The organism is Mesorhizobium sp. P171375, from assembly GCF_057786075.1.
The window spans coordinates 493,343-516,070 of the sequence record NZ_JBYNWF010000001.1; the positions used below are offsets into that span (position 1 = coordinate 493,343).

The 22,728-nt window shown below is 63.6% G+C and carries 21 protein-coding genes and 2 pseudogenes; 10 read left to right on the plus strand and 13 right to left on the minus strand.

Annotated features, from left to right (window positions below):
- Nucleotides 1-88: 88 nt before the first annotated feature.
- Nucleotides 89-1,135, plus strand: a complete 1,047-nt coding sequence (locus ACYHH6_RS02485) for a class I SAM-dependent methyltransferase (protein WP_352593063.1) — start codon at nucleotides 89-91, stop codon at nucleotides 1,133-1,135.
- A gap of 43 nt (nucleotides 1,136-1,178) precedes the next feature.
- Here the strand turns inward: ACYHH6_RS02485 and ACYHH6_RS02490 are convergent.
- A pseudogene (locus ACYHH6_RS02490) lies at nucleotides 1,179-2,070 on the minus strand (LysR family transcriptional regulator).
- A gap of 110 nt (nucleotides 2,071-2,180) precedes the next feature.
- Here ACYHH6_RS02490 and ACYHH6_RS02495 point away from each other — a divergent pair.
- The 3 genes and pseudogenes from ACYHH6_RS02495 (at nucleotide 2,181) to ACYHH6_RS02505 (ending at nucleotide 3,476) form a co-directional block, all read left to right on the plus strand.
- Nucleotides 2,181-2,885 (plus strand): annotated as a pseudogene (locus ACYHH6_RS02495) (SDR family oxidoreductase).
- Nucleotides 2,886-2,911: 26 nt separating this feature from the next.
- Entirely contained in the window at nucleotides 2,912-3,190 is a 279-nt protein-coding gene (locus ACYHH6_RS02500) for an Atu4866 domain-containing protein (RefSeq protein ID WP_352593086.1), read from the plus strand.
- A gap of 88 nt (nucleotides 3,191-3,278) precedes the next feature.
- Nucleotides 3,279-3,476: a hypothetical protein gene (locus ACYHH6_RS02505; RefSeq protein ID WP_352593066.1), complete on the plus strand. Its 198-nt coding sequence runs from the start codon at nucleotides 3,279-3,281 to the stop codon at nucleotides 3,474-3,476.
- A 183-nt stretch (nucleotides 3,477-3,659) separates the two neighbouring features.
- Here ACYHH6_RS02505 and ACYHH6_RS02510 read toward each other — a convergent pair whose 3' ends face one another.
- On the minus strand, nucleotides 3,660-4,553 hold the full coding sequence (locus tag ACYHH6_RS02510; protein WP_352593069.1) for an SDR family oxidoreductase: 894 nt from the start codon (nucleotides 4,551-4,553) through the stop codon (nucleotides 3,660-3,662).
- Nucleotides 4,554-4,679: 126 nt separating this feature from the next.
- Here ACYHH6_RS02510 and ACYHH6_RS02515 point away from each other — a divergent pair, with 126 nt between their 5' ends.
- The gene (locus ACYHH6_RS02515) at nucleotides 4,680-5,621 is read left to right on the plus strand and encodes an AraC family transcriptional regulator (protein ID WP_352556795.1); all 942 of its coding nucleotides are present in this window, start codon (nucleotides 4,680-4,682) and stop codon (nucleotides 5,619-5,621) included.
- Between the two features lie 29 nt (nucleotides 5,622-5,650).
- On the opposite strand, the gene ACYHH6_RS02520 is transcribed toward ACYHH6_RS02515, so the two are convergent.
- Nucleotides 5,651-6,289 (minus strand): glycoside hydrolase family 25 protein, encoded by a 639-nt coding sequence (locus ACYHH6_RS02520; protein ID WP_352593072.1) that lies wholly within the window; start codon nucleotides 6,287-6,289, stop codon nucleotides 5,651-5,653.
- Between the two features lie 291 nt (nucleotides 6,290-6,580).
- Entirely contained in the window at nucleotides 6,581-7,627 is a 1,047-nt protein-coding gene (locus ACYHH6_RS02525) for an alpha/beta fold hydrolase (RefSeq protein ID WP_352593075.1), read from the minus strand.
- 233 nt (nucleotides 7,628-7,860) lie between these two features.
- Here ACYHH6_RS02525 and ACYHH6_RS02530 point away from each other — a divergent pair, with 233 nt between their 5' ends.
- From ACYHH6_RS02530 to ACYHH6_RS02540, 3 genes are all read left to right on the plus strand, one after another.
- Nucleotides 7,861-8,274 carry an organic hydroperoxide resistance protein gene (locus tag ACYHH6_RS02530; RefSeq protein ID WP_352593078.1) on the plus strand — a complete coding sequence of 138 codons (414 nt, stop codon included), beginning with the start codon at nucleotides 7,861-7,863 and terminating at the stop codon, nucleotides 8,272-8,274.
- A 134-nt stretch (nucleotides 8,275-8,408) separates the two neighbouring features.
- A complete protein-coding gene (locus tag ACYHH6_RS02535; RefSeq protein ID WP_352593081.1) occupies nucleotides 8,409-9,146 on the plus strand; it encodes a response regulator in 738 nt (245 codons plus the stop codon).
- A gap of 5 nt (nucleotides 9,147-9,151) precedes the next feature.
- Nucleotides 9,152-10,483 carry an ATP-binding protein gene (locus ACYHH6_RS02540; protein WP_352593084.1) on the plus strand — a complete coding sequence of 444 codons (1,332 nt, stop codon included), beginning with the start codon at nucleotides 9,152-9,154 and terminating at the stop codon, nucleotides 10,481-10,483.
- On the opposite strand, the gene recQ is transcribed toward ACYHH6_RS02540, so the two are convergent.
- Nucleotides 10,484-12,322 (minus strand): DNA helicase RecQ, encoded by a 1,839-nt coding sequence (recQ, locus tag ACYHH6_RS02545; RefSeq protein ID WP_352593089.1) that lies wholly within the window; start codon nucleotides 12,320-12,322, stop codon nucleotides 10,484-10,486. It abuts the gene before it with no gap.
- A gap of 342 nt (nucleotides 12,323-12,664) precedes the next feature.
- On the opposite strand from recQ, the gene ACYHH6_RS02550 reads away from it, so the two are divergent.
- The gene (locus ACYHH6_RS02550) at nucleotides 12,665-13,828 is read left to right on the plus strand and encodes an IS4 family transposase (protein ID WP_352593680.1); all 1,164 of its coding nucleotides are present in this window, start codon (nucleotides 12,665-12,667) and stop codon (nucleotides 13,826-13,828) included.
- A 64-nt stretch (nucleotides 13,829-13,892) separates the two neighbouring features.
- Here the strand turns inward: ACYHH6_RS02550 and ACYHH6_RS02555 are convergent, their stop codons facing one another.
- From ACYHH6_RS02555 to uxaC, 8 genes are all read right to left on the minus strand, one after another.
- Nucleotides 13,893-14,231: a cupin domain-containing protein gene (locus ACYHH6_RS02555; RefSeq protein WP_352586618.1), complete on the minus strand. Its 339-nt coding sequence runs from the start codon at nucleotides 14,229-14,231 to the stop codon at nucleotides 13,893-13,895.
- A 10-nt stretch (nucleotides 14,232-14,241) separates the two neighbouring features.
- A complete protein-coding gene (kduD, locus tag ACYHH6_RS02560) occupies nucleotides 14,242-15,009 on the minus strand; it encodes a 2-dehydro-3-deoxy-D-gluconate 5-dehydrogenase KduD (protein ID WP_352586616.1) in 768 nt (255 codons plus the stop codon).
- Nucleotides 15,006-15,857 carry a 5-dehydro-4-deoxy-D-glucuronate isomerase gene (gene kduI, locus ACYHH6_RS02565; protein WP_352586614.1) on the minus strand — a complete coding sequence of 284 codons (852 nt, stop codon included), beginning with the start codon at nucleotides 15,855-15,857 and terminating at the stop codon, nucleotides 15,006-15,008. Before kduI ends, kduD begins: the two co-directional genes overlap by 4 nt.
- A gap of 20 nt (nucleotides 15,858-15,877) precedes the next feature.
- Nucleotides 15,878-16,654: a FadR/GntR family transcriptional regulator gene (locus tag ACYHH6_RS02570; RefSeq protein WP_192252646.1), complete on the minus strand. Its 777-nt coding sequence runs from the start codon at nucleotides 16,652-16,654 to the stop codon at nucleotides 15,878-15,880.
- Nucleotides 16,655-16,687: 33 nt separating this feature from the next.
- On the minus strand, nucleotides 16,688-17,968 hold the full coding sequence (locus ACYHH6_RS02575; RefSeq protein ID WP_352586612.1) for a TRAP transporter large permease: 1,281 nt from the start codon (nucleotides 17,966-17,968) through the stop codon (nucleotides 16,688-16,690).
- Entirely contained in the window at nucleotides 17,969-18,532 is a 564-nt protein-coding gene (locus ACYHH6_RS02580) for a TRAP transporter small permease (protein ID WP_435053333.1), read from the minus strand.
- 66 nt (nucleotides 18,533-18,598) lie between these two features.
- Nucleotides 18,599-19,576: a TRAP transporter substrate-binding protein gene (locus tag ACYHH6_RS02585; protein WP_352586610.1), complete on the minus strand. Its 978-nt coding sequence runs from the start codon at nucleotides 19,574-19,576 to the stop codon at nucleotides 18,599-18,601.
- Nucleotides 19,577-19,615: 39 nt separating this feature from the next.
- On the minus strand, nucleotides 19,616-21,025 hold the full coding sequence (uxaC, locus tag ACYHH6_RS02590; protein ID WP_352586608.1) for a glucuronate isomerase: 1,410 nt from the start codon (nucleotides 21,023-21,025) through the stop codon (nucleotides 19,616-19,618).
- Between the two features lie 173 nt (nucleotides 21,026-21,198).
- On the opposite strand from uxaC, the gene ACYHH6_RS02595 reads away from it, so the two are divergent.
- Nucleotides 21,199-22,698 carry a mannitol dehydrogenase family protein gene (locus ACYHH6_RS02595; RefSeq protein WP_352586606.1) on the plus strand — a complete coding sequence of 500 codons (1,500 nt, stop codon included), beginning with the start codon at nucleotides 21,199-21,201 and terminating at the stop codon, nucleotides 22,696-22,698.
- Nucleotides 22,699-22,728: the final 30 nt, after the last annotated feature.

The following is a 22,728-nucleotide window of genomic DNA, read 5'->3' on the forward strand; positions in this document are numbered from 1 at the left end:
AAAAGTTTATTAAAATAGTTCGCATCGTGCAGCGACACACCTATGCTGTTTGCCGGGGACCGGGGGGTAAAACCGGAGAGTAAACGGCATGCCAATCGACCCAAAATTGCAGCTCGACGAATACAGCCTCGTCACCACCAGACTGATGAAAAAACATGCCGCGACCTCGGAAGAGACGACTGACGCCGACGAGTTGAGGAACAGCACGGCCCAGCTCGCCCTGATACTGGATCTTGCTCACCAAGCCTTCATGCGGCACAAACCGGCCGCCCCCATCGTCCACCGCCTGGCAGGCAGACTCCATAAGCTCCGCCGGCAGGTTGCTCCCGCGGTCTGGCAGAAACTCGTCCCGTTGGCTCAGCAGCATCGGGTCGCGGAATATTTGATCCAGGATCCGTTCACGCGTTGGTCGGTCGAAAAACCGCGCGGGTATTCAGGCGATGCAGGCCTGCTGGACATTTACTACAAGCATCCCGCTGCCGACGATGCCGTGGCTTCGTCGACCTTACTTGGTCGGCAAATTTACGCGTACACCAGTGAAGCCGCCAGTTCGGTGGCGGGGCGCGAGCGGCGGGATATCCTGGCCAGGACCGTCGACGAGACGGCCAGCGGTGTGGCGAAGGCGGAGGTCCTGGCAATTGCCTGCGGCCACCTGCGGGAAGCCGAACGCTCCGACGCGTTGGCCAAGCGCAAATTGCAACGTTGGATAGGCCTGGACCAGGACCCCATCAGCGTAGCCACGGTGAACCACGACTTTGCCGGCACGGCAGTCGAGGCACTCCAGGGCTCTGTACGCGGCATTCTTCGCCGCGCCTATGCTCTTGGCACATTCGATCTCGTCTACGCATCGGGGCTTTACGATTACCTGCCGCGTGCCATCGGCGTCCGCCTGCTGCAAAGAGCCATGGAATTCGTCAAGCCTGGTGGCGAATTCCTGTTTGCCAATTTCAGCGACGAGATCACGACCGATGGTTACATGGAGACCTTCATGGATTGGCCGCTCATCCTGCGTTCGGCTGACGATATGCGGGACATCATCAATGCTGCCCTCGGTGGGAGCTCTTTCGACGCGAAAGTCTATTATGGCTCGAACCGAAATATCGTTTACGGCAAAGTCAGGAAGGGCGACCTCTAACTGACACAGTGCGGGGAATCGCGCGAGTCTCCCATTTTCGGCATCACAGCTGCCAGCGCTTAAGATGGTCGATCAGCGCGCGCAGCTTCGGCGCGGCATTCCTGCGGCTCGGATAATAGAGGTAGAAGCCGGCAAAGCGCGGGCAGTAGTTTTCGAGCACTGGTATCAGGTCGCCGTGTTCGATTGCGCGGCGAAAGCTCTCTTCCATGCCGAAGGTGATGCCCGCTCCGGCGACAGCGAGCTTGATCATCAGGCTCATCTCGTTGGTCGTGATCTCCGGCGGGACCTCGACCCGGAATTCGCGGCCCTGATCGGCGAATTCCCAGCGATAGGGCGCAACCTTCGGCGCCGGACGCCAGCCGATGCAGCGATCTTGGGCAAGTCCGCGGGATGAGACGGCAGGCCGAAGCGGTCGCGATAGGCAGGCGAGCAGACGGCAATCTGCCGCTCGTCACCCGCCACCGGCACGGCGATCATGTCCTCGTCGATCACCTCTCCCAACCGCACCCCGGCATCATAGCCTTCGGCGACGATGTCGAACTCTTCGTCGGTCACCGTGATATCGAGCTGGATCTCGGGATTGGCAGTGCAGAAAGCCGCGAGAAACGGCCCGGACAGGAAGCGTTCGGCAATCGAGGATACGGCCAGCCGCAACTGGCCGCGCGGGCGGTCGCGCAGTACCTGTGTCGCCTCGAGCGCGGAGCGCATGTCGGCAATGGCCGGTCCGACGTCGGCATGGAGCCTCTCGCCGGCTTCGGTCAGGCTAACGCTGCGCGTGGTGCGTTGCACCAGGGCAATGCCAAGCTCTCCTCCAGCCGCTTGATCGTCTGGCTGACGGCCGAGCGGCTGACGCCCAGCCGATCGGCTGCAGCGCGGAAATTCCGCTCCTCGGCGACAAGCGCAAAGACCACCAGTGCATTGACGTCAGGTGACACTGGTTAGCTCCGCTTTCCAGAGTGTGGAGAAATGGGTGTCTTATCGCAACAATGCTCTCGGCGTATCTCCCCGCAACCCACCTCTCAGTCCAGACATAAGGAAAGTTGCCATGTCCCTCGACAAGATCGTTCTCGTCACCGGTGGCTCCAGCGGCATCGGCGCCGCCGGCGCCAGGCTGATGCTCGGCGCCCGCCGCACCGACCGGCTGGAAATTCTGGCCCAGAAAATCCGCGCAGGCGGCGGCGAGATCATGACCCGCCGGCTCGACGTCACCGACCGCGCCGATGTCGCGACCTTCGCCGACGCGGCGCGCTAGGCCTGGGGCCGGGTCGACGTCATCGTCAACAATGCCGGCATCATGCCGCTGTCCCTGATGGCATCGATGAAAACCGATGAATGGGACCAGATGGTCGACGTCAACATCAAGGGCGTGCTCAACGGCATCGCGGCGGTGTTGCCGGAGATGACGGCGCGCGGTTCGGGGCACATCATCAACATTGCCTCGGTCGGGGCGCTTACCGTGTCGCCAACGGCGGCGGTCTATTGCGCGACCAAGTATGCCGTGCGCGCCATTTCCGACGGACTGCGGCAGGAACGCAACGACATCCGCGTCACTTGCATCCACCCGGGCGTGGTCGAGAGCGAACTCGCCGGCACGATCACCGACCCGGCAGCGGCGGCGGCGATGAGCAGCTATCGCGCCATCGCGCTGCAGCCCGACGCCATCGGCCGGGCGGTGCGCTTTGCCATCGAGCAGCCGGACGATGTCGACGTCAACGAGATCGTCGTGCGCCCGACGCGGGCGGCGCATTGACGCGTTCCGTCGCCGCGTCGCTTGTCTTGGCGCTATTCAACTCCGCAACCACCGAGCACCCCCCGATGAACACCAATCCTTATGTCGGCATGTGGTTCACCGCCGACCGTAATATCCGCCACGAACTCCTGGCCAACGGCCGCTATGTCGAGGCAAGGGGAAAACGCGAACGCGCCTATCTCGGGCGATATGTCGTGACGGGCAATCACATCGATTATTGGGACGACACCGGCTTCACCGCCGACGGAGACTTTGTTGATGGCGTGCTGCACCACGCCGGCATGATCCTTTACCGGGACAAATGACGGGTCGCCGAGCGCAATCCGGGCCGATCGGAACAGATCTCCAGGCCTTTGCTGCTACTCGGTCGTCAGTTGGCGGAGTTTCCCGGCAGTGTCGCAGCCCGCATTCATCATCCTGCTCATGCTGCTGGCGGTGGTCGTCGCGCTGTCGGCGACCGCCTTTCCCGGCGCTATGATCGGCTTCCTGTTCGGCATCACGGCCGCCTTCTTTATCGCGATACCGGGAGCGGCCATCGGCGATGCGCTGCATCGGGCCGGTGTTCCAGTGCCTGGCGAGCAACTCGTCTAGGCCCTGGGCGGCCTTTACGCCGTGTTTGTCCTTGCCGCGGCCGTGCAGGCTTTGCTGCGGCTGCAGCACAGCGACATGGACGGAGCGCGATCAGCGGGGTTGCGGATGGCCCTTCTATTCGCCGTGCGGCTGATCGCCTGGCTGTCGAGCAATGCAATGCAACGCAATTGGCCCTGACCCCATTCAGCTCTCGAAATACCTGACACGGTCGAGATCGGCGATAAGTCCCGGCCCGGTCGGCAGCCATCCCAGCGCGTTGCGGGTCTGCTCGCTGGAAGCCGACAGGTCCCTGCCGATGAAATGGCCGAGGAAACCGAAATGCCCGGCCGCCTCCTCAGGGCTCTTGACGACGACCGGCAGGTTGAGGCGGCGACCGATGATCTCGGCGATCTCCCTGGCCGCCACGCCCTGTTCGGCAACCGAGTGATAGCTGACGCCGCCGGTCCCCTTCTCCAGCGCCAGCCTGTAAAGCGTGGCGGCGTCGGACCGATGCACCGCGGCCCAGCGGTTCATGCCGTCGCCAACATAGGCCGAGACACCTTTTTCACGCGCAATGGCAATCAGCATCGGCACGAAGCCGTGATCGCCGTCGCCATGAACGGTGGGGGCAAGGCGCACGACCGATGCGCGCACCCCGCACGCGGCAAGCGCCATGGCCGTCGCTTCCGAAGCGCGCGGCATGGCGGCGGATGGAGGCGCGGGTTTGTCGTCCTCGGTCGCTGCCCTTCCCTGCGCAAACCCGGCGAGGCCGGAGGTGACAAGCAGCGGCCGCTCCGAACCTTCCAGCACCGCGCCGAGCGTTTCGATGGCGCGCTGGTCGGCTGCGCAACTGGCGGCGAATTTCGAAAAATCGTGGTTGAAGCCGGTATGGATGACGCCGTCCGCTTGGGCGGCGCCGCTGCGCAGGCTGTCCAGGTCCTCGATATCGCCACGATGCGCCTCGGCCCCTGCGGCGACGATCGACATCGCACCCGCTTCCGAGCGCGCGAGGCCAAGCACCTGATGGCCCGCCCCAAGCAATTCCCGCACAACGGCCGAACCGACAAAACCGGTGGCACCGGTAACGAACACACGCATGATGATTTCTCCTCGGGTTGTCGAAGGCCGCACAGGCAGCCCGCATGCCGAAGGAGATAGAAGGTTGAGATCATACGATCTATGCTGTAAAATCCGAAATATCTTCGCAATCGTCCGGGAATGCTCATGGATCCGCTGTCAGACGTGCTGTCGCTGCTGAAGCCGCGCAATTACCTGTCCGCAGGCCTGGAGGCCGGTGGCGACTGGGCGATCCAATTCCCCGACCAGCAGGCCGCCATCAAATGCGGCGCCGTGGTCTCCGGTCGATGCTGGCTGTCGGTCGAGGGGGTCGATGACGCGGTGCGCCTTGACGCCGGCGACTGTTTCCTACTGCCGCGCGGCCGGCCCTTTCGGCTTGCCAGCGATCTAGGCCTGCCGACGGTCGACGCCCGAACGATCTTTTCACCGGCGCGCACCGGCGGCATCACCACCCACAATGGCGGCGGCGATTTCCTGCTGGTCAGCAGCCGCTTCGCGCTGTCCGGCGACCATGCCGGCATCCTGTTGCGGATGCTGCCGCCCATCGTCCACATCCGTGGGGACAGTGACCATTCGGCGCTGCGTTGGCCGGTGGAGCGGATGATGCAGGAATTGCGCCAGCGGCGTCCCGGCGGCTTTCTCATCGTCGAGCATCTCGCCCATATGATCCTGATCGAGGCCTTGCGCCTGCATATGGGGGCTCGTGACAGCGTCGGCTGGCTGTTCGCGCTGACCGACAGGCAGATCGGCGCCGCGATCGCCGCCATGCACGAAGACCCGGCGCATGCCTGGACATTGCAGACGCTGGCCGAGCGCGCCGGCATGTCGCGATCGACCTTTGCGCTGAAGTTCAAGCAGACGGTCGGGGCCTCACCCCTGGATTATCTGACGCGCTGGCGCATGATGCTCGCCGGCGACAGGTTGATGCATTCCGGCGATCCGGTGTCCGTTATTGCGCTGGCGCTCGGCTATGAATCCGAAAGCGCCTTCAGCACGGCGTTCAAGCGCGTCATGGGCTGTTCGCCGCGCCAATACAGCCGGCGCCTGGAAACGGACTCGCCGGCGCAGGGCGAACGCGAAGCCGCCTGAGCAGGCGATCCGATGCCGGATCACCTTGCCTACAGGCTGTAGCGCGAGCGAAACTCGGCGAAGGACATCGCCAGATGGTTCTCGTCCACCTTGCCGGTGATCCCGTCGATGCTGCCCGACTGGCTGAATTGCCAGATGGCATAGTTGGTGAAGCCTGACGGTATCGGCGGCGGCCTGGAGCCGTAGCGGGCGAGCCAGAGCGGGCAGTTGCCGAAGCCGCTCGGGTTGCCCAGCGCCTGCCAGATATTGGCGCGGGTGTAGATGAACGGCCAACGGCCACTATGGGCGGACCGCACCGCCGCCACCCAATCCTTCGCCTTCTGGACATAGGCGGCCCGCGCCGCGGGCGTTGCCGGAATGAGTTCGATGTCGAGCGACGGAATGAGGTCGCCGCTGCCGAACGACACCGTGTTGAGGAAGGCATGCGCCTGGTCGGCGCCCGAAGCGGTGTTGCGCAGGAAGTGATATCCCCCCACCAGCAATCCCGCCGCCTTGGCATCGGCAACATTGCGCACCGCGAATGCGTCCTTGCTGGTCTTGTCGGATATCTTGACGAAGGTGAACTTGACCCCGGCATTGCCGACCCGCGTCCACTTGATGGCGCTGGCGCCACCGCCGCCGGCCTCGTTTTGATAATGCGAAACGTCGATCCCCTCACGCGTCGGCATGCCCTGCTCCCATAGCCAACCGGGCGCCGAAAAATTCGGCGCGCCCCGTCCGTTTCATGCAAGTTGTAGAGTCCCCCGAAGCTCGGCGAGGACAGATGCGGAATGGAAAAACCGGCTGTCTCGTCTTCGCTAAGTTAGGGCATATTAGCCCTATCTAAGTTCGCCTCTGTGAACGCCTTCACACAGTCCTGTTTTGCAGGAAGCGGACGATCCGCTCGTTGACAGCGTCGGGCTTTGCGTCCTTCCACAACAGGCGGCCAATGGCCGCCCGTTTCGTTTCCCGCGACAGGATCAATATCCGTCGACGTCGATCACCGCCTGCGCAAAAGCCTGCGGCGCTTCCTGCGGCAGATTGTGGCCGATGCCGCCCTCGATCGTCCGGTGCGCATATTTGCCCGAAAACTTGTTGCGATAGGCCGTCGGGTTGAGATGCGGCGCGCCATTGGCGTCGCCCTCGAGCGTGATGGTCGGCACGCCGATGACCGGCCCGGCGGCAAGCCGGTTTTCCAGCTCGTCATATTGCGGATCGCCTGCCGCCAGCCCGCCGCGCCAGCGATAATTGTGAATGACGATGGCCACATGGTCCGGATTGTCGAAGGCCGCGGCGCTGCGATCGAAAGTGGCGTCGTCGAAGTTCCATTTCGGCGACGCCGTCTGCCAGATCAGCTTGGCGAAATCGTGCCGGTATTTGTCGTAGCCGGCCGCGCCGCGCTCGGTGGCGAAATAGAACTGGTACCACCAATCATGCTCGGCACTTGGCGGCAGCGGCACCTTGCCGGTCTTGACGTTGCTGACGAGATAGCCGCTCACCGAGACCAGCGCCTTGCAGCGTTCCGGCCACAGCGCCGAGATGATGCAGGCGCAGCGCGCGCCCCAGTCGAAACCGGCAAGGATGGCTTTGGGGATACTGAGCGCATCCATCAGGGCGACGATGTCCTGGGCGACCACCGATTGCTGGCCGTTTCGCATCGTCTCCGATGACAGGAAGCGCGTCGTGCCGTAGCCGCGAAGATAGGGCATGATCACCCGATAGCCCGCCGACGCCAGCAGCGGCGCGACATCGACAAAGGCGTAGATATCGTAGGGCCAGCCATGCAGCAGAATGACCGGCGGCCCGTCGGCCGGACCAGCCTCGGCATAGCCGATGTCGAGAACGCCGGCCTTGATCTGCTTCAGCGCGGCGAATGACGTGTTCGTCCCTGGTTTGACTGTGGGCAGGGTCGCCGCCTTTGCCGTGCCGGTCAGCGCGCCGGTCGCGCCGGCCAGGCCGGCGGCGGCGAGGGTCAGGGTCGCCGCACCAAAGAAGCGGCGGCGGTCGTGGTTGATTTCGTCGGTCATGGGTTCTCCTACTGAGTTGATACCAGCTGGAAAGGATGGCCCGGGTGTATCTCCCATGTGTCCCCATCCGTTCAAATTGAAAGCGGATGTAGCGAGGCGGCATCCGGACACACTGAGATACATTTCCGGCCGACCGGCACACATTCGGGATACGTCGCTTGCCTCTTATACGGAGGTCGCTGGCCTCCGGGCCATTGCGACTCAACGTTATCCTCCCCTAAGGAAATTATCCCATGACCGCGATCGAAAAAGTCCTCTACACCGGCAAGACCCACACCACGGGCGGCCGCGACGGCGCGTCCCGCAGCTCGGACAGCCATCTCGACATCAAGCTTTCACCGCCCGGTACCGGCGCCGGCACCAATCCAGAGCAGTTGTTCGCCGCCGGCTGGTCGGCCTGCTTCATCGGCGCCATGGGCCTTGCGGCACGCAAGATGAACGTCGCCTTGCCGTCCGATGTCGCCGTCGATGCCGAAGTTGATCTGGCCACTGGAGAGGGCGGCTATCTGCTCCAGGCCCGTCTCAATGTCAGCCTGCCGGGTGTGGATCGGGAAGCTGCCCACGCCGTGGTGGAGGCCGCGCATCAGACCTGCCCCTACTCCAAGGCGACGCGTGGTAACGTCGGCGTCACGATCGAGCTGGTCTAGCCAGCCGGAAATGAACAACGGCATAGCCGCCGGCAGCTTATCTCGTCTCGCGGATACACTGCCGGCGGCACCTGGTGCACTTTCCCAGAGAAAATGTACTGGTGGCAGGCGAAGAAAGGCAGGAAGCATCCACGATGGATCATGTCGATCATATCCTGATCGTCGACGACGATCGCGAAATCCGCGAGCTGGTCTCCGGCTATCTCAAGAAGAATGGCCTGCGCGCCACCGCGGTGCCGGATGGCCGGCAGATGCGCGCCTTCCTCGATACGGATTCCATCGATCTCATCATCCTCGACGTGATGATGCCCGGCGACGACGGCCTGGTTCTGTGCCGGCAGCTGCGTGCCGGCAAGCACAAGGCAACGCCGATCCTGATGCTGACCGCCCGCAACGACGAAACCGATCGGATCATCGGCCTAGAGCTGGGCGCGGACGACTATCTGGTGAAACCTTTCGCCGCGCGCGAGCTTCTGGCTCGCATCAACGCCGTGCTGCGGCGCACGCGCATGCTGCCGCCAAATCTCCAGGTGACCGAGACCGGGCGCCTGCTGAAATTCGGGACTTGGCGCCTCGACACGGTTGCGCGCCATCTTCTCGACGAGGATGGCACCGCGATCGCACTGAGCGGCGCCGAATACCGGCTGCTCTGCGTCTTCGTCGACCACCCGCAGCGTGTCTTGAACCGCGACCAGTTGCTGAACCTGACGCAGGGGCGCGAAGCCGAGATTTTCGACCGCTCCATCGACCTGCTGGTCAGCCGCCTGCGCCAGCGCCTGCGCGACGATGCGCGCGAACCGGCCTACATCAAGACGGTGCGCAGCGAAGGCTATGTGCTGTCCATGCCTGTCGAAATCAGCGAGCCGGGCTAAGCGCGATGGCAATATCCTTCCGGCCCTGGCCGCGCACCTTGCGCTCGCGGCTGTTCCTGATCCTGCTGGCCGGCCTGATCGTGGCGCAGGGTCTGTCCTTTGTGCTCTTGATCGCCGAGCGCTTCGCGTCGGCGCAGACAATCATGTCCGATACGCTGGACAGGGACGTGAGATCAGCGATCGCCATCCTCGACCGCGTCCCCGCGGCGGAACGGGCGCAATGGCTGCCGCTGCTCGACCGGAATACCTATCGCTACGTGTTGGGGCCGGGACTGCCGGGAGTGCCCGAACTGACCGGCCGGGGCCCCTTGATCGGCGCGACCATTCGCGAAGCGGCCGGCCCGCGTTTCCCGGTGAGAGTCGAAGCCATTCCTGCCGACGGAGAGCGTCTTCAGGCGCATTTGATGCTGAGCGATGGCGCACCGCTCACCATCGATGTCCGGCCCTCGCTGATGCCGCTGGCGCGGTGGCTGCCTTATGTGCTGGTGGCGCAGCTGCTTTTGCTGGTGCTGTGCAGTTGGTTCGCCGTTCGGCTGGTTATCCGTCCGCTTGTCAATCTGGCCAACGCTGCCGACACGCTCGATCCGGGCAAGCCCACGCCTCGTCTCAGCGAATCAGGACCTCTGGAAGTTGTCCATGCCGCGACCGCCTTCAATTCGATGCGCGAGCGCATCGCCGAGCATCTCGAAGAAAGGATGCAGATCCTTGCCGCCATCTCCCACGACCTGCAGACGCCGATCACCCGCATGAAGCTGCGTGCCGAACTGTCCGACGAAACGCCCGGCAAGGAGAAGCTGATGCACGATCTGGCCGAGATCGAAAACCTCGTGCATGAGGGCGTGGCCTACGCCCGCAGCGCCCGCGGCAGCCTCGAAAAGCCCTCACGCATCGACCTCGGCTCCTTTGTCGAAAGCCTGGTCTACGACTACCAGGACACCGGCAAGGCCGTCTCCGCCGGCGCGGAGATCGATGCTGCGGTGGTGACGCGCCCGCAGGCACTGCGGCGCATCCTCACCAACCTCGTCGACAATGCGTTGAAATTTGCCGGCAGCGCGGAAGTCTCGGCGGAAAAGGGACCCGGCGACCACGTCGTCATAAAGGTGCTCGATCGCGGCCCCGGCATTCCCGACGACCAGCTCGAGGCCGTCTTGCAACCGTTTTTCCGCCTCGAACAGTCGCGAAACCGCGGCAGCGGCGGCGCGGGACTAGGCCTGGCGATCGCCTATCAATTGTCGCTTGCGATCGAGGGCAAGCTCGAGCTGAAAAACCGGCCCGGCGGCGGATTGATCGCCGAAATCCATTTGCCCAATCAGATGCAAATGGGCCGTAACTCGTGATCACACCGATCCATCGGCTTGGTGCGCGGCGATGGCGCTCAGGAACGCCTTGCCGAACTCCTTGAGCTTGGCGGCGCCGACACCGTTCACCTCGGCAAAATCGTCGAGGTCTTGCGGACGACGCTCGGCCATGTCGATCAGCGTGCGATCCGAAAACACCACATAGGCCGGCACCTGGCGCTCCTTGGCCAGACGCAGCCGCAGCGTCTTGAGCGCGGCAAGCAGCGACGCATCGACATTTTCACCCTGGGGATTCTGGCCGGCACGAGCCGCGCGGCGCGCGGTGCGGGTGCGCGTCTCAACGCGATACTGGAACTGCACCTCGCCACGACCGAGCGCATGGCCTTTTTCAGCGATAGCCAGGCCGCCATGGCCGCCCGGGTCCGGCATCAGGAAACCGTTCGCGACCAACTGACGGATCAGCGACTGCCAAAAGTCCTTTTTGTGCGCGGCACCGCTGCCGAAACCGGCCAGCCTGTGATGGCCCCTTGCCGCCACCTTTTCGGTCTCGTGACCAAGCAGAATGTCGATGACATGGCCGGCGCCAAAGCGCTCGCCGCTCTGCGCGACCGCCGCCAGTATGATGCCAGCCTCGGTGGTGCCGTCGGCGCGCGGCGCCTGCTCCAGGCAGTTGTCGCAATTGCCGCAAGGCGAAGCCTCTTCGCCGAAATAGCCGAGCAGCACCTGGCGCCGGCACTCCGCCGTCTCGCAATAGCCGATCAGCGTGTCGAGCCGGCCATGCGAGCGGCGCTTGTGCTCGACAGCAACGTCTTCGTCCTCGATGAACATGCGGCGCATGCGGATATCGCCGAGGCCGTACAGCATATGAGCTTCCGCTGCTCGCCCGTCGCGGCCAGCGCGACCGATTTCCTGGTAATAGGCCTCCAGGCTGCCCGGCAGATCGGTGTGGAAGACATAGGCGACGTCAGGCTTGTCGATGCCCATGCCGAAGGCAATGGTCGCCACCATGACGACGCCGGACAGCGTCATGAAAGCGTTCTGGTTGGCGTCACGCGCCTCCTTGCTCATCCCGGCGTGATAGGCGAGCGCCGTGACGCCGTTCTTCTCGAGGAAGGCCGCCATCTCTTCGGTCTTCTTGCGCGACAGGCAATAGACGATGCCGCTGCGGCCCTGATGGCGCTCGATGAAATTGAGCAATTGCCGCTTGCTGTCCTGCTTGGGCTCGATGGCAAGCTTGATGTTGGGTCGGTCGAAGCCAAGCACCTGCGTTTCCACACGCCCGCCAAACAGCCGCGTCTCGATGTCTGCCCGCGTCGTCTCGTCCGCCGTCGCCGTCACCGCAATGATCGGCACGTCGGGAAAGATGCCGCGCAGCTGCGACAGATCTTCATATTCGCGCCGGAACGCCGGCCCCCATTGCGAAATGCAATGCGCCTCGTCGATGGCGATCAGCCTGACATCGAGCCTGGCCAACGCATCCAGCATGCGCTCGGTCATCAGCCGTTCTGGCGCCAGATAGAGCAGCCGCGTCTGGCCCGACGCAACACGCCGCCATGCCGCGACATTGGCGTCGCGATCGATCGACGAGTTGATCGTGTCAGCCGCGACGCCGGCAAGGCGCAGTGCCGCGACCTGATCCTGCATCAACGCCACCAGCGGCGACACGACGATCGTCAGCCCGCCCTTGACCAGCGCCGGCACCTGGTAGCAGAGCGACTTGCCGGCACCCGTCGGCATCACGGCCAGCACATGACGGCCGGCGAGCAGCGCCTCCATCACGGCGGCCTGGCCGGGGCGAAAATCGTCGAAGCCGAACACGTTCTTCAGGACGCGCCGTTTGGGATCGTGCGTCGAAACGCTCGTCGTCGATATCTGCATCACTGATGTTTTCGATCGGCCGCCCGAAGCAGCGGCATGGGGCAACGATTAGCCCAGCCCCCGTCCGACCACAACAAGCAGCAGCAACATCCCACCGATGATCGACCTGGCTCGCGCCGTTAAACCTATCTTCACAATGTTGCGGCACCGTCCGAACCCTGCGGCGATGTTTCGAGTACCGCTGCGCTACGAGCGCACAGGCAACAGGCCCGCGCCTCCCAGGAGGCGCAGGGCTGTCCGGGGAAAGTTTTGAGTGAATCGAAATGCCGCATGTGCATGCCCCGTAAAACGGGGTTTGTCCGTCTTCTCTCTGGTTGTCGAGACTCAGAAAAGGAACGGGGCATGCGCTTTGCACCTAGCATCTTCGGGCAGCTTCTTGAAGCCATGGATCGCCGTCAATTCCAAGCCATTGTGGATCGTCACGACGGCGATGCCTACGACAAATCGTTCAGGAGTTGGGATCATCTGGTGGCGTTGATCTATGCCCAGTTCTGCGGCAGCGACAGCCTGCGTGGCCTGGAAGCCGGTTGGAACGCCAACAGCCAGCATCATTACCACCTGGGCAGCGGTCCGCTGATGCGTTCGACCTTGTCGGACGCCAACGCACGGCGCCCGGTCGCCATTTTTGCCGAGGCCTTCAGCCTGGTGGCGGGTCTGCTCGACCGGCAGACGCGGCAAGAGGGTAAAGAAATGCTGCGGCTGATCGACTCGACCCCCATTCCACTGGGCAAGCTGTGCGAGTGGGCCAAGTCGAACGGACGCATCCGCGGCATGAAAGTCCATGTCGTCTATGACCCGAAGGCCGACCATCCGCGCGTCCTCGACATCACCGACGCCAACGTCAACGACGCCCAGATCGGCCGCCGGATCACCATCGAGCCCGCGGCGACCTATGTGTTCGACAAGGGCTATTGCCACTATGGCTGGTGGACGGCGATCGCCGAGGCCGGGTCGGTCTTCGTAACGCGGCCCAAGACCAACATGGGGCTGGCGCAGCTGTGCAACCGCCCCGTGGCCGAGCCGCAGGGCGACGGCTTCCTGATCCTGGAAGACAGTGAGGTGAACCTGGTCAGCAAGGGCGCTTGCAAGCTGCCGATACGCCTGCGGCGCCTGCGCATCCAGCGCCAGGAAGGCGACACCATCATGCTTTTGACCAACGACATGGCGCGCTCCGCAGTCGAGATCGGGCAGCTCTACAAAGGCCGCTGGCAAATCGAGCTTCTGTTCCGCTGGATCAAGCAGCACCTCAAGATCGGCAAGTTCCTGGGCAACAACGGCAATGCAATCCGCCTGCAGCTCTTCGCGGCAATGATCGCCTATGCACTGCTGCGCATCGTCGCGCGCACCCGAGGTGTCGCCATTCCAATCCTGCGGTTCACAGAGCTGGTCGCCCAATACTTGTTCGGGCGGCGAAAAATAAACGCCATCGACAAGCCGCCGCCGGTCAATCCGAGCCGACCAAGAGACCGATCCTCCCTCAATCAGATGGCCTTCATATATGAATAACTTTCCCCGGACAGTCCTGCAGGAGGCGCGGGTTTTCCGTTTCTGGAACAGACCGGAAAGGCTATCAGGCCAGGAAATCGCCCCGATGCGGGGTAAAGCTGTCAACGAGGCGCCCGGCCTCCAGCGCCTTGACGCCGTGCACCAGATTGGACGGCACGATGAAGCTGCCGCCGGTCTCGATGGTTTCGGTGCGGCCGTCGATGGTGACCTCGAATCGGCCTTCGGCGACATAGCTGGCCTGGACATGCGGGTGCGAATGCAGGGCGCCGACACCGCCCTTGTCGAAGCCGAATTCGACCAGCATCAGCTCATCGGTGTGCAGGAGAACGCGCCGCCTGTTGCCGTCCGGTGTCGGCGTCCAGGCGCTCTCGCCGGGCTGTGCGAAAATCTTGGCTTCGGTCAACGCTGTCTCCTTATCGCGCCAGCCAGCCACCGTCGACCGGAACCACGGCGCCATGCATATAGTCGGACGCCGGCGCCAGCAGAAAGACGGCGGCGTCGCCTATGCATTCCGGCCCGCCCCAGCGACCGGCCGGGATGCGCGCCAGTATGGCCGCACTGCGGTCGGGATCGGCGCGCAGCGCCTCGGTGTTATTGGTTTCGATATAGCCCGGCGCAATGGCGTTGACGTTGATGCCTTTGGCCGCCCATTCGCAGGCGAGCAGCCTTGTTATGCCGAGCGCACCATGTTTCGACGCGGTATAGGATGCGACACGGATGCCGCCCTGGAAACTCAGCACCGAGGCGATGTTGACGATCTTGCCACGGCGCCCGGGATCGGCCAGCACGCGCCTGGCAAAACCTTGGCTCAGAAAGAACAGCGTCTTCAGATTGACGTCGATGACGTCGTCCCAGTCGGCCTCGGAGAAATCGACCGCATCGGCGCGCCGGATGATGCCGGCATTGTTGACCAGCCCGTCGATCGGTCCGGTCTTTTCCCAGACCTGGTCGAGCATCGCCTTGGCGGCGTCATGATCGGCGAGATCACACCGCACGGCCTCGAACTGCCCGCCGGCCTCGCCGACCTTCCTTTCCGTGTCATCCATCCCCGAGCGGCCGACGCCGATGACGGTGCCGCCGGCGCGCGTAATCGAGACCGCGATGCCCTGGCCGATGCCGGTGTTGGCGCCGGTGACCAGGATGCGCCTACCGCCGAGGCTGAAGGCGGACGGCCCGCTCAACGCACTTCGCCCAGCGGCACCGGATCGACATCGGTGTAGTCGACATTGTCGCCGGCCATCGCCCAGATGAAGGCATAGTTGGAGGTGCCGGCGCCCGAATGGATCGACCAGCCCGGCGACAGCACCGCCTCCTCATTGGCCATGACGAGATGTCGGGTTTCGTCCGGCTCGCCCATGAAATGGAAGACGCGCGCCGTCTCCGGCACATCGAAATAGAGATAGGCCTCCATGCGTCGGTCATGCACATGGCAAGGGATAGTGTTCCACACCGAGCCCGGCGCCAGCTGGGTCATGCCGACCACCAGCTGACAGGTCTTGACGCCCTCGGCATGGATGAACTGGAAGATCGAGCGCTCGTTGCAGGTCTCCTTGCTGCCGAGGTCGAGACGCTTCGCATCGCCGATACGGATCAATCGGTTCGGATGGGTGTGATGCGCCGGCGCGCTGAGCAGGTAGAACTTGGCCGGCTGGCCCGTATCGGCCGAAGCGAACGACACATCGGTGCTGCCCATGCCGAGATAAAGCATGTCGCGTGCCTGCAATGGGTGGGTTTCGCCATTTGCCGTCACCGAGCCGGCGCCGCCGATGTTGACGATGATCAGCTCGCGGCGGTCGAGAAAATTCCTGGTGCCCATCGGCTTGATCGCTTCCAGCGGCAGCGATTCCGCCACCGGCACGGCGCCGCCGACGATCAAGCGGTCATAATGGGTATAGGTCAGGCTGACGCGTCCCGGCTGGAACAGGTCGTCAATGTGGAAGTTGTGACGCAACTCGTCGGTTCCCATGCACGCCGCGGCTACCGGGTCGATGGCGAAACGCGAGGTATAGTCGGTATGGGGATGATCCATCATTGCTCCAGCTGATTCTTCTATTCGGTTTCCGCCGCCTTGACCGAGTCGGCATAAAAGACCTGGCGTGCGTGCAGGCGCTCGCGATAGCGCTGCTGGCTGGCGGTGAGATGGGCGCGCATCGCCTCGCGCGCGGCTTCGGCGTCACCCGATGTGATCGCATTCAGGATCACCAGATGCTCGCGCTGCAGCCCGCGCTGATAGCTGTCGGACTGCACCAGTTCGGTCGACCAGGGCGAGGTCACGTCGCAGGGAATGGCTCGCCGGCCCAGCACATCGAGCATCTCGACATAGAACGGGTTGTTGGTGGCGCTGGCGATTGCCCGGTGGAAAGCGAGATCGGCCGGACCGGTCGGCTCGCTGTTGAGAAGCAGGCGCTCGAATTCGAAGAAGGCTTCCTGGATCGCCGCTTCCTGCGCCGCATTGCGGCGGATGGCGGCGAGCCCAGCCGATTCGATTTCGACCGCCAGGCGCACCTCGAGCACGTTGAGCGCGACCGAATCCTTGGCTCCCATGTCGGCGGCGAGCGCGCCGAACATGGTCGAGATGTGTTCGGTGACGAAGACGCCGGCGCCCTGGCGCGCCTCGACCAGGCCGTCGGCGGCAAGCTTGGCCAGCGCCTCGCGGATGACGGTGCGGCTGACGCCGAAAGTCTCGGTCAACTGGCCCTCGGTCGGCAATTTGTGGCCCGGCAGGATCTCGCCCGCATGCAGCTGCTTGCGGATCGCCGCGACGACAGTCTCCGACAGTTTGGGTTTTCTCTCGACCCTGAGATCAACAGCGCTATCCGATGCCATGTCGCACCCCTGTTTGAAGACGCCCTATTTGCCCTATTTGAAGACACTCGGCAGCCAGAGCGAGATCGCCGGAATATACGTCACCAGCCCGAGAACCACGATGCCCGCGCCATAGAACGGCCAGATCGAGCGCATCGCTTCCCATACCGTGATCTTGCCAACCGCGCAGGCGACGAACTGCACCGTGCCGACCGGCGGCGTGTTCAACCCGATGCCGAGGTTGAGGATGGTGATGACGCCGAAATGCACGGGGTCGACGCCGTAATGCGTGACCAGCGGCAGGAAGATCGGCGTACAGATGATGATCATCGGCCCCATATCCATGAAGGTGCCGAGCAGCAGCATCAGGACGTTGAGCAAAAGCAGCACCACCAGCGGGTCGGTGGAGATGGCGTTCATCCCGGCGATCAGCAGCACGGGCACTTTGAGATAGGCCATCAGCCAGCTGAACGAGGCCGCCGTGCCGATGATCAAAAGCACCATCGAGGTCGTGCGCACCGCGCCCTTGGTGGCATGGACGAAATCGCTCCAGGCCATCGACCGGTAGACGAAGACGGTGACCAGCAAGGCGTAGAGGATGGCGATGCAGGAGCTTTCCGTCGCCGTGAAAATGCCTGAGCGGACGCCGCCAAAGATGATGCCGATGAGCAGAAGCCCGGGCACGGCGATCACCGCCAGCTGGCCGACGCGCGAGAAGCCGGGGAAGGCCTCGACCGGATAACCGCGGCTGCGGGCGACAAAATAGGCGGTGACCATCAGAGACGCGGCGAACAGCAGACCGGGCAGGATGCCGGCGGTGAACAGGTCGGCGATCGAAATCTTGCCGCCGCCGGCGATCGAATAGATGATCATGTTCTGCGACGGCGGCAAAAGCAGCGCGATCAGTGCCGCCATCGAGGTGACGTTGACAGCATAGTCCGCGCCGTAGCCGCGCTCTTTCATCTGCGGGATCATCAGCCCGCCGACAGCAGCGGCTTCAGCTACCGCCGAGCCGGAAATGCCGCCGAACAATGTCGCGGCGATGATGTTGACCTGACCAAGCCCGCCCCTGACATGGCCGACCAGTGAGCCAGCAAAGGAGACGATGCGCTGCGCGATGCCGCCACGCACCATCAGGTCGCCGGCGAAGATGAAGAACGGAATCGCCATCAGCGAGAACGCCGACATGCCTGATTTCAATTGCTGGAACACCACTAGGGGCGGCAGGCCGAGATAAAGCACGGTGGCGAAAGATGCGGCACCCAGGCAAAACGCGATTGGCGTGCCGGCAAACATCAACAGCGTGAAGACGCCGAACAGGATCCAGAGTTCCATCTAGGCCTCCTGCACGGCCGGCATCTCCGGTACGTCTTCGAGATTGATGTCCTTGTCGATGTCGACGCCCGACCAGCGCAGCACGATGCGTTCGGCCGAGAACAGGCAGATCAGGACGCCGCCGGCGACCAGTGGCAGATAGTCGAAGCCGCCGGGAAGTTCGAGCGCCGGAATGACGGTGTGCCAGGTCAACCCGACCAGCTTCCAACCATACCAGACCATGCCGAAGCCAAAGCCGAACGCGATCAGGTCGGACAATGTGCGCAGCGCCCATTTGCTGCCTTTCGGCAGGATGTAGAGCAGCACGTCGAAGCCCATATGGTAGTTCTCGCGCACGCCGACCGCCGCCCCGAGGAAGATGAACCAGTTCATCAGCATGATGGCTGTGACTTCCGTCCAGCTCGGCGACGCGTTGAGCACGAAGCGGGAAAACACCTGGTAGGCGACGAGCGCGGTCATGACGACCATCCCGACACAGGCGAGATAGAGCGCGCCGTCGCAAATCTTCGAAAGCACCGCGCTGAAGCGCGGCGGCGCGCCGTTCCTGGCATTTCCCGCAGTCATCCGATCCTCCCGGTCTTCCGTTCCTGAAATGATTGGCGGGCGGCGCTAGGCCGCCCCGCCAGGAGATTACTTGGTTGCCTGGATGCGCGCGGCGAGGTCCTTGAGCTCCGACGTCGACAGATACTTGTCGTAAACCGGCTTCATCGCATCGATCAGCGGCTGCTTGTCGATCTCGCTGACCTTGACGCCGGCCTTCTCGACGATGTCGCGCGACTTCTTTTCCTGCGCGTCCCACAGTTCGCGCATCTTGACGACGCTGTCCTTGGCCGCCTGCTTGACGATCGCCTGGTCTTCCGGCGACAGCTTGTCCCAGCTCGGCTTCGCCATCACCAGCACTTCCGGTACGATCTGATGCTGGTCAACGGTGTAGTGCTTGGCGACCTCATAGTGCTTGGCGGATTCGAAGCTCGGCCAGTTGTTTTCGGCGCCGTCGATGACGCCGGTTTCGAGCGCCGAATAGACCTCGCCATAGGCCATCGGCGTGGCGTTGGCGCCGAGCGCATTGACCATGTCGACGAACACGTCCGACTGGATAACGCGGAACTTCATGCCCTTGAGATCGGCGATCGAGGTAATGTCCTTCTTGGTGTTGTAGAAGGAGCGCGCACCGGAATCGTAGAAGGCGAGACCGACCAGATCATGCGCCTCGAAGGCCTTCAGAATCTCGTCACCGATCGGCCCGTCCATTACATGGCGCATCTGGTCGACCGAGCGGAACATGTAGGGCAGCGACGGCACAGCGGTTTCCGGCACGATGCCGTTGAATGGCCCCATCGAGACGCGGTTCAAATCGATGACACCCGTCTGCGTCTGCTCGATCGTGTCCTTCTCCTCGCCGAGCTGCGCCGAATGATAGACCTCCACCGAATAGCGCCCGGCGGTGCGCTCCTTGATCAGCTCGCCCATATATTTGACGGCCTCGACCGTCGGATATCCATCCGGATGGGTGTCGGCCGAACGCAGCACGGTCTGGGCGTTGGCGACGCCGATCATCAGTGAGCCGAAGGCGAATGTGGCCGCCGTCAGTTTTGAAAAATGCAACATGACTGTCTTCCTCCCTTTGTAAAAATCAAAGCGCCCGGCTCAGAGCCGGTACGCCTTCTTGGCAAGCGTGTAGGCAAGCTCCCGCGCCAGCTCGTGCGCCTCGTCCTCCCGTAGCCGGTGCTCGGCGACGAGACGGGCGAGAAAGGCGCAGTCGACCCGGCGCGCCACATCGTGACGGGCGGGTATGGATGGAAAGGCGCGGGTGTCGTCATTGAAACCGACGGTGTTGTAGAAGCCGGCGGTCTCGGTGGTCATCTCGCGGAAGCGGCGCATTCCTTCCGGGCTGTCATGGAACCACCAGGCAGGCCCGAGCTTCAGCGCCGGATAGACGCCGGCGAGCGGCGCCAGTTCGCGCGCATAGCTCGTCTCGTCGAGCGTGAACAGGATGATGGTCAGGTCGCGCTCCAGCCCGACGCAGTCGAGCAAGGGTATGAGCGCCGCCGCATAGTCGGTGCGGGTCGGGATATCGAAGCCTTTGTCGCGGCCGAATTTTTGGAAAATACCAGGCGAATGATTGCGCCACGAGCCGGGATGGATCTGCATAACCAGCCCGTCGTCGCGGCTCATCTTGGCCATTTCGGTCAGCATCTGGGCGCGAAACAGTTTGCGCTCGCGCTCGTCGTCAGAGCCGCGACGGATGCGGTTGAACAGCTCTTCCGATGCCGCATCGGAAAGGTTGGCGGTCTCCGCAGTCGGATGGCCATGGTCGGACGAGGTCGCACCGAAGCTTTTGAAGAAGGCGCGGCGCTGGCGATGCGCGTCGAGATAGCCGGCCCATGTGCCGGTATCGCAGCCGCTGACCTCGCCGAGACGGTCGAGGTTGCCTAAGAAGCCCTCGAAGTCCGGATCGACGACGGCATCCGGCCGGTAGGCGGTGACGACGCGGCCTTGCCACCCGCTGTCGCAGATCGCCTTGTGCCATCGGAGATCGTCCAGCGCCCCCTCGGTCGTCGCAATGACCTCGATGTTGAAGCGCTCGAACAGTGCACGCGGGCGATAGCCGTCCTGTTTGAGCAGGCCGGCGATGGTATCGTAGTGGCGGTCGGCGGTGCTGGCGTTGAGCGGCTCGTCAATGCCGAACAGATGCTCGAGCACATGGTCGAGCCACAGTCGCGTCGGCGTACCGCGAAACAGGTAATAATGCTCGGCAAAGCGCCGCCAGATCGTCCGTCCGTCGCTCTCGACTGATGAACCGTCGAGGGCTGATATACCGAGATCCTCCAGCCGCACGCCCTGGCTGAACAGCATGCGGAAAATGTAGTGGTCGGGCACGACCAGCAATTGCGCCGGGTCCGGAAACGGCTCGTTGAGCGCATACCAGCGCGGATCGGTATGGCCGTGCGGGCTGACGATCGGCAGGTCCTTGACCCCGGCATAGAGATCGCGCGCGATCGAAAGCGCACGCCCTTCAGCGGCAAAAAGCAGATCGGGGTGGATCAATCCTGCCACGTCACTCCTCCCAAGGGCGCTATCGGTAGGATTGGGAAGAAGTAATGTCAACATACAAAAATTCGATTGTTATATGATGACTTTTAGCCAACACCGGGTCATTGTGCGGCGGGAGAACGGATGTTACGCCGCTAGCCTCCCGACCGATCAATCCGAGCCCGACAAGCCAAACCATGACAACCAGACGCCTTTGCAACGACACGGTGCGATCCTTGCCGGCCTCGGTTGCGATCCCGGCCTATGACCGCGCCGCCGTCGCCCCAGGCATCGTCCATCTCGGCGTCGGCGCCTTTCACCGCGCCCATCAGGCAGCCTATGTCGATGACTGCCTGGCCGCCGGCGAGACCGGCTGGGGTATCATCGGCGTGTCGCTGCGCAGCCCCGACACGCGCGATGCGCTGACGCCGCAGGATGGGCTCTACACGCTGGCGGTCAGGGATAGCGGCGGCGAGCAGCTCCAGATCATCGGCTCTATCCAGTCGATGCTGGTGGCGCCGGAAGATCCCGGCGCGGTGCTGGCCGTGCTGACCGATCCGCGAACCCGCATCGTCACCTTGACCATCACCGAGAAAGCCTACCTCAGGACAGCCGACGGCAGCCTCGACGAAAAACATCCCGATATCGTCCACGATCTCGGTAATGCCGGATCGCCAAAGACCGCGCACGGCTTCCTGGCCGAGTCGCTGGCGCGCCGCCGCGCCGCCGGCACGCCGCCTTTCACCGTGCTGTGCTGCGACAACCTGCCGGCCAATGGCGCCACGCTGCACCGGTTGCTGGTCGCCTTCGCGAAACTGCGCGATGCCCGGGCCTCTGCATCGGGCAATGCCCCGCTCGCCAACCACATCGCCGACCAGGTCGCGTTTCCGTCAAGCATGGTCGACCGCATCGTGCCGGCAACCACCGATGCCGACCGCGCGCGCATCGCGGCCGAACTCGGCGTCGAGGACGCCTGGCCGGTGATGACCGAACCGTTCCGGCAATGGGTGATCGAGGACCATTTTCCCGCGGGACGACCGGCCTGGGAGAAATTCGGCGTCACCATGGTCGAGGATGTCAGGCCGTTCGAGGACATGAAGCTCAGGCTGCTCAATGGCGCCCATTCAGGCATCGCCTATCTCGGCCTGCTCAGCGGCCACGCCACCGTCGACCGCGCCTTTGCCGACCCGGCGATCCGTGAATTCGTGGACCGGCTCTGGGCTGAAGCGATCCCGACCTTGCCTAGAGATGCCGGGCTCGACACGTCAGCCTACACGGCCGAGCTTGCCGAACGTTTCTCCAACGCCGCGCTCGCCCACCGCACGGCGCAGATCGCCAATGACGGCAGCCAGAAACTGCCACAACGTATTGTCGCATCCGCCATCGAACGCATCCAGGCCGGCCTGGTCCCGGAGCATCTGACGCTGGTGATCGCTGCCTGGATCGCGGCGTGCGAGGCGCGCGGCAAGGACCTGCCGGAAGCCCACTTCACCGATCCCCTCGACGCGGCAATGGCCGCGCTCGGCGAACGGCGGACTCTTGAACGGGTAGCGGCGGTGTTCGACCTCGCCGGCTTCGCCAGCGGCAAGCCCGAGCGTCAGCCGCTCATCGAACTGGTCGCCGCCCACCGCGTCCATATCCGGCAGGGCGGGGTCGCGCTTGCGCTTTCGGCGCTCGGAAAGACGAGACGTGCCTAACGGCGATCCAGGCCCGGATTCTGATCCGAA

Bases quoted from the DNA above. Each gene is read 5' to 3' on its own strand.
- ACYHH6_RS02485 (WP_352593063.1), top strand. From the start codon at position 89: ATGCCAATCGACCCAAAATTGCAGCTCGACGAATACAGCCTCGTCACC.
- ACYHH6_RS02510 (WP_352593069.1), bottom strand. From the start codon at position 4,553: ATGCGTGTGTTCGTTACCGGTGCCACCGGTTTTGTCGGTTCGGCCGTT.
- ACYHH6_RS02515 (WP_352556795.1), top strand. From the start codon at position 4,680: ATGGATCCGCTGTCAGACGTGCTGTCGCTGCTGAAGCCGCGCAATTAC.
- ACYHH6_RS02520 (WP_352593072.1), bottom strand. From the start codon at position 6,289: ATGCCGACGCGTGAGGGGATCGACGTTTCGCATTATCAAAACGAGGCC.
- ACYHH6_RS02525 (WP_352593075.1), bottom strand. From the start codon at position 7,627: ATGACCGACGAAATCAACCACGACCGCCGCCGCTTCTTTGGTGCGGCG.
- ACYHH6_RS02530 (WP_352593078.1), top strand. From the start codon at position 7,861: ATGACCGCGATCGAAAAAGTCCTCTACACCGGCAAGACCCACACCACG.
- ACYHH6_RS02535 (WP_352593081.1), top strand. From the start codon at position 8,409: ATGGATCATGTCGATCATATCCTGATCGTCGACGACGATCGCGAAATC.
- ACYHH6_RS02540 (WP_352593084.1), top strand. From the start codon at position 9,152: ATGGCAATATCCTTCCGGCCCTGGCCGCGCACCTTGCGCTCGCGGCTG.
- recQ (WP_352593089.1), bottom strand. From the start codon at position 12,322: ATGCAGATATCGACGACGAGCGTTTCGACGCACGATCCCAAACGGCGC.
- ACYHH6_RS02550 (WP_352593680.1), top strand. From the start codon at position 12,665: ATGCGCTTTGCACCTAGCATCTTCGGGCAGCTTCTTGAAGCCATGGAT.
- kduI (WP_352586614.1), bottom strand. From the start codon at position 15,857: ATGGATCATCCCCATACCGACTATACCTCGCGTTTCGCCATCGACCCG.
- ACYHH6_RS02570 (WP_192252646.1), bottom strand. From the start codon at position 16,654: ATGGCATCGGATAGCGCTGTTGATCTCAGGGTCGAGAGAAAACCCAAA.
- ACYHH6_RS02575 (WP_352586612.1), bottom strand. From the start codon at position 17,968: ATGGAACTCTGGATCCTGTTCGGCGTCTTCACGCTGTTGATGTTTGCC.
- ACYHH6_RS02580 (WP_435053333.1), bottom strand. From the start codon at position 18,532: ATGACTGCGGGAAATGCCAGGAACGGCGCGCCGCCGCGCTTCAGCGCG.
- ACYHH6_RS02585 (WP_352586610.1), bottom strand. From the start codon at position 19,576: ATGTTGCATTTTTCAAAACTGACGGCGGCCACATTCGCCTTCGGCTCA.
- ACYHH6_RS02595 (WP_352586606.1), top strand. From the start codon at position 21,199: ATGACAACCAGACGCCTTTGCAACGACACGGTGCGATCCTTGCCGGCC.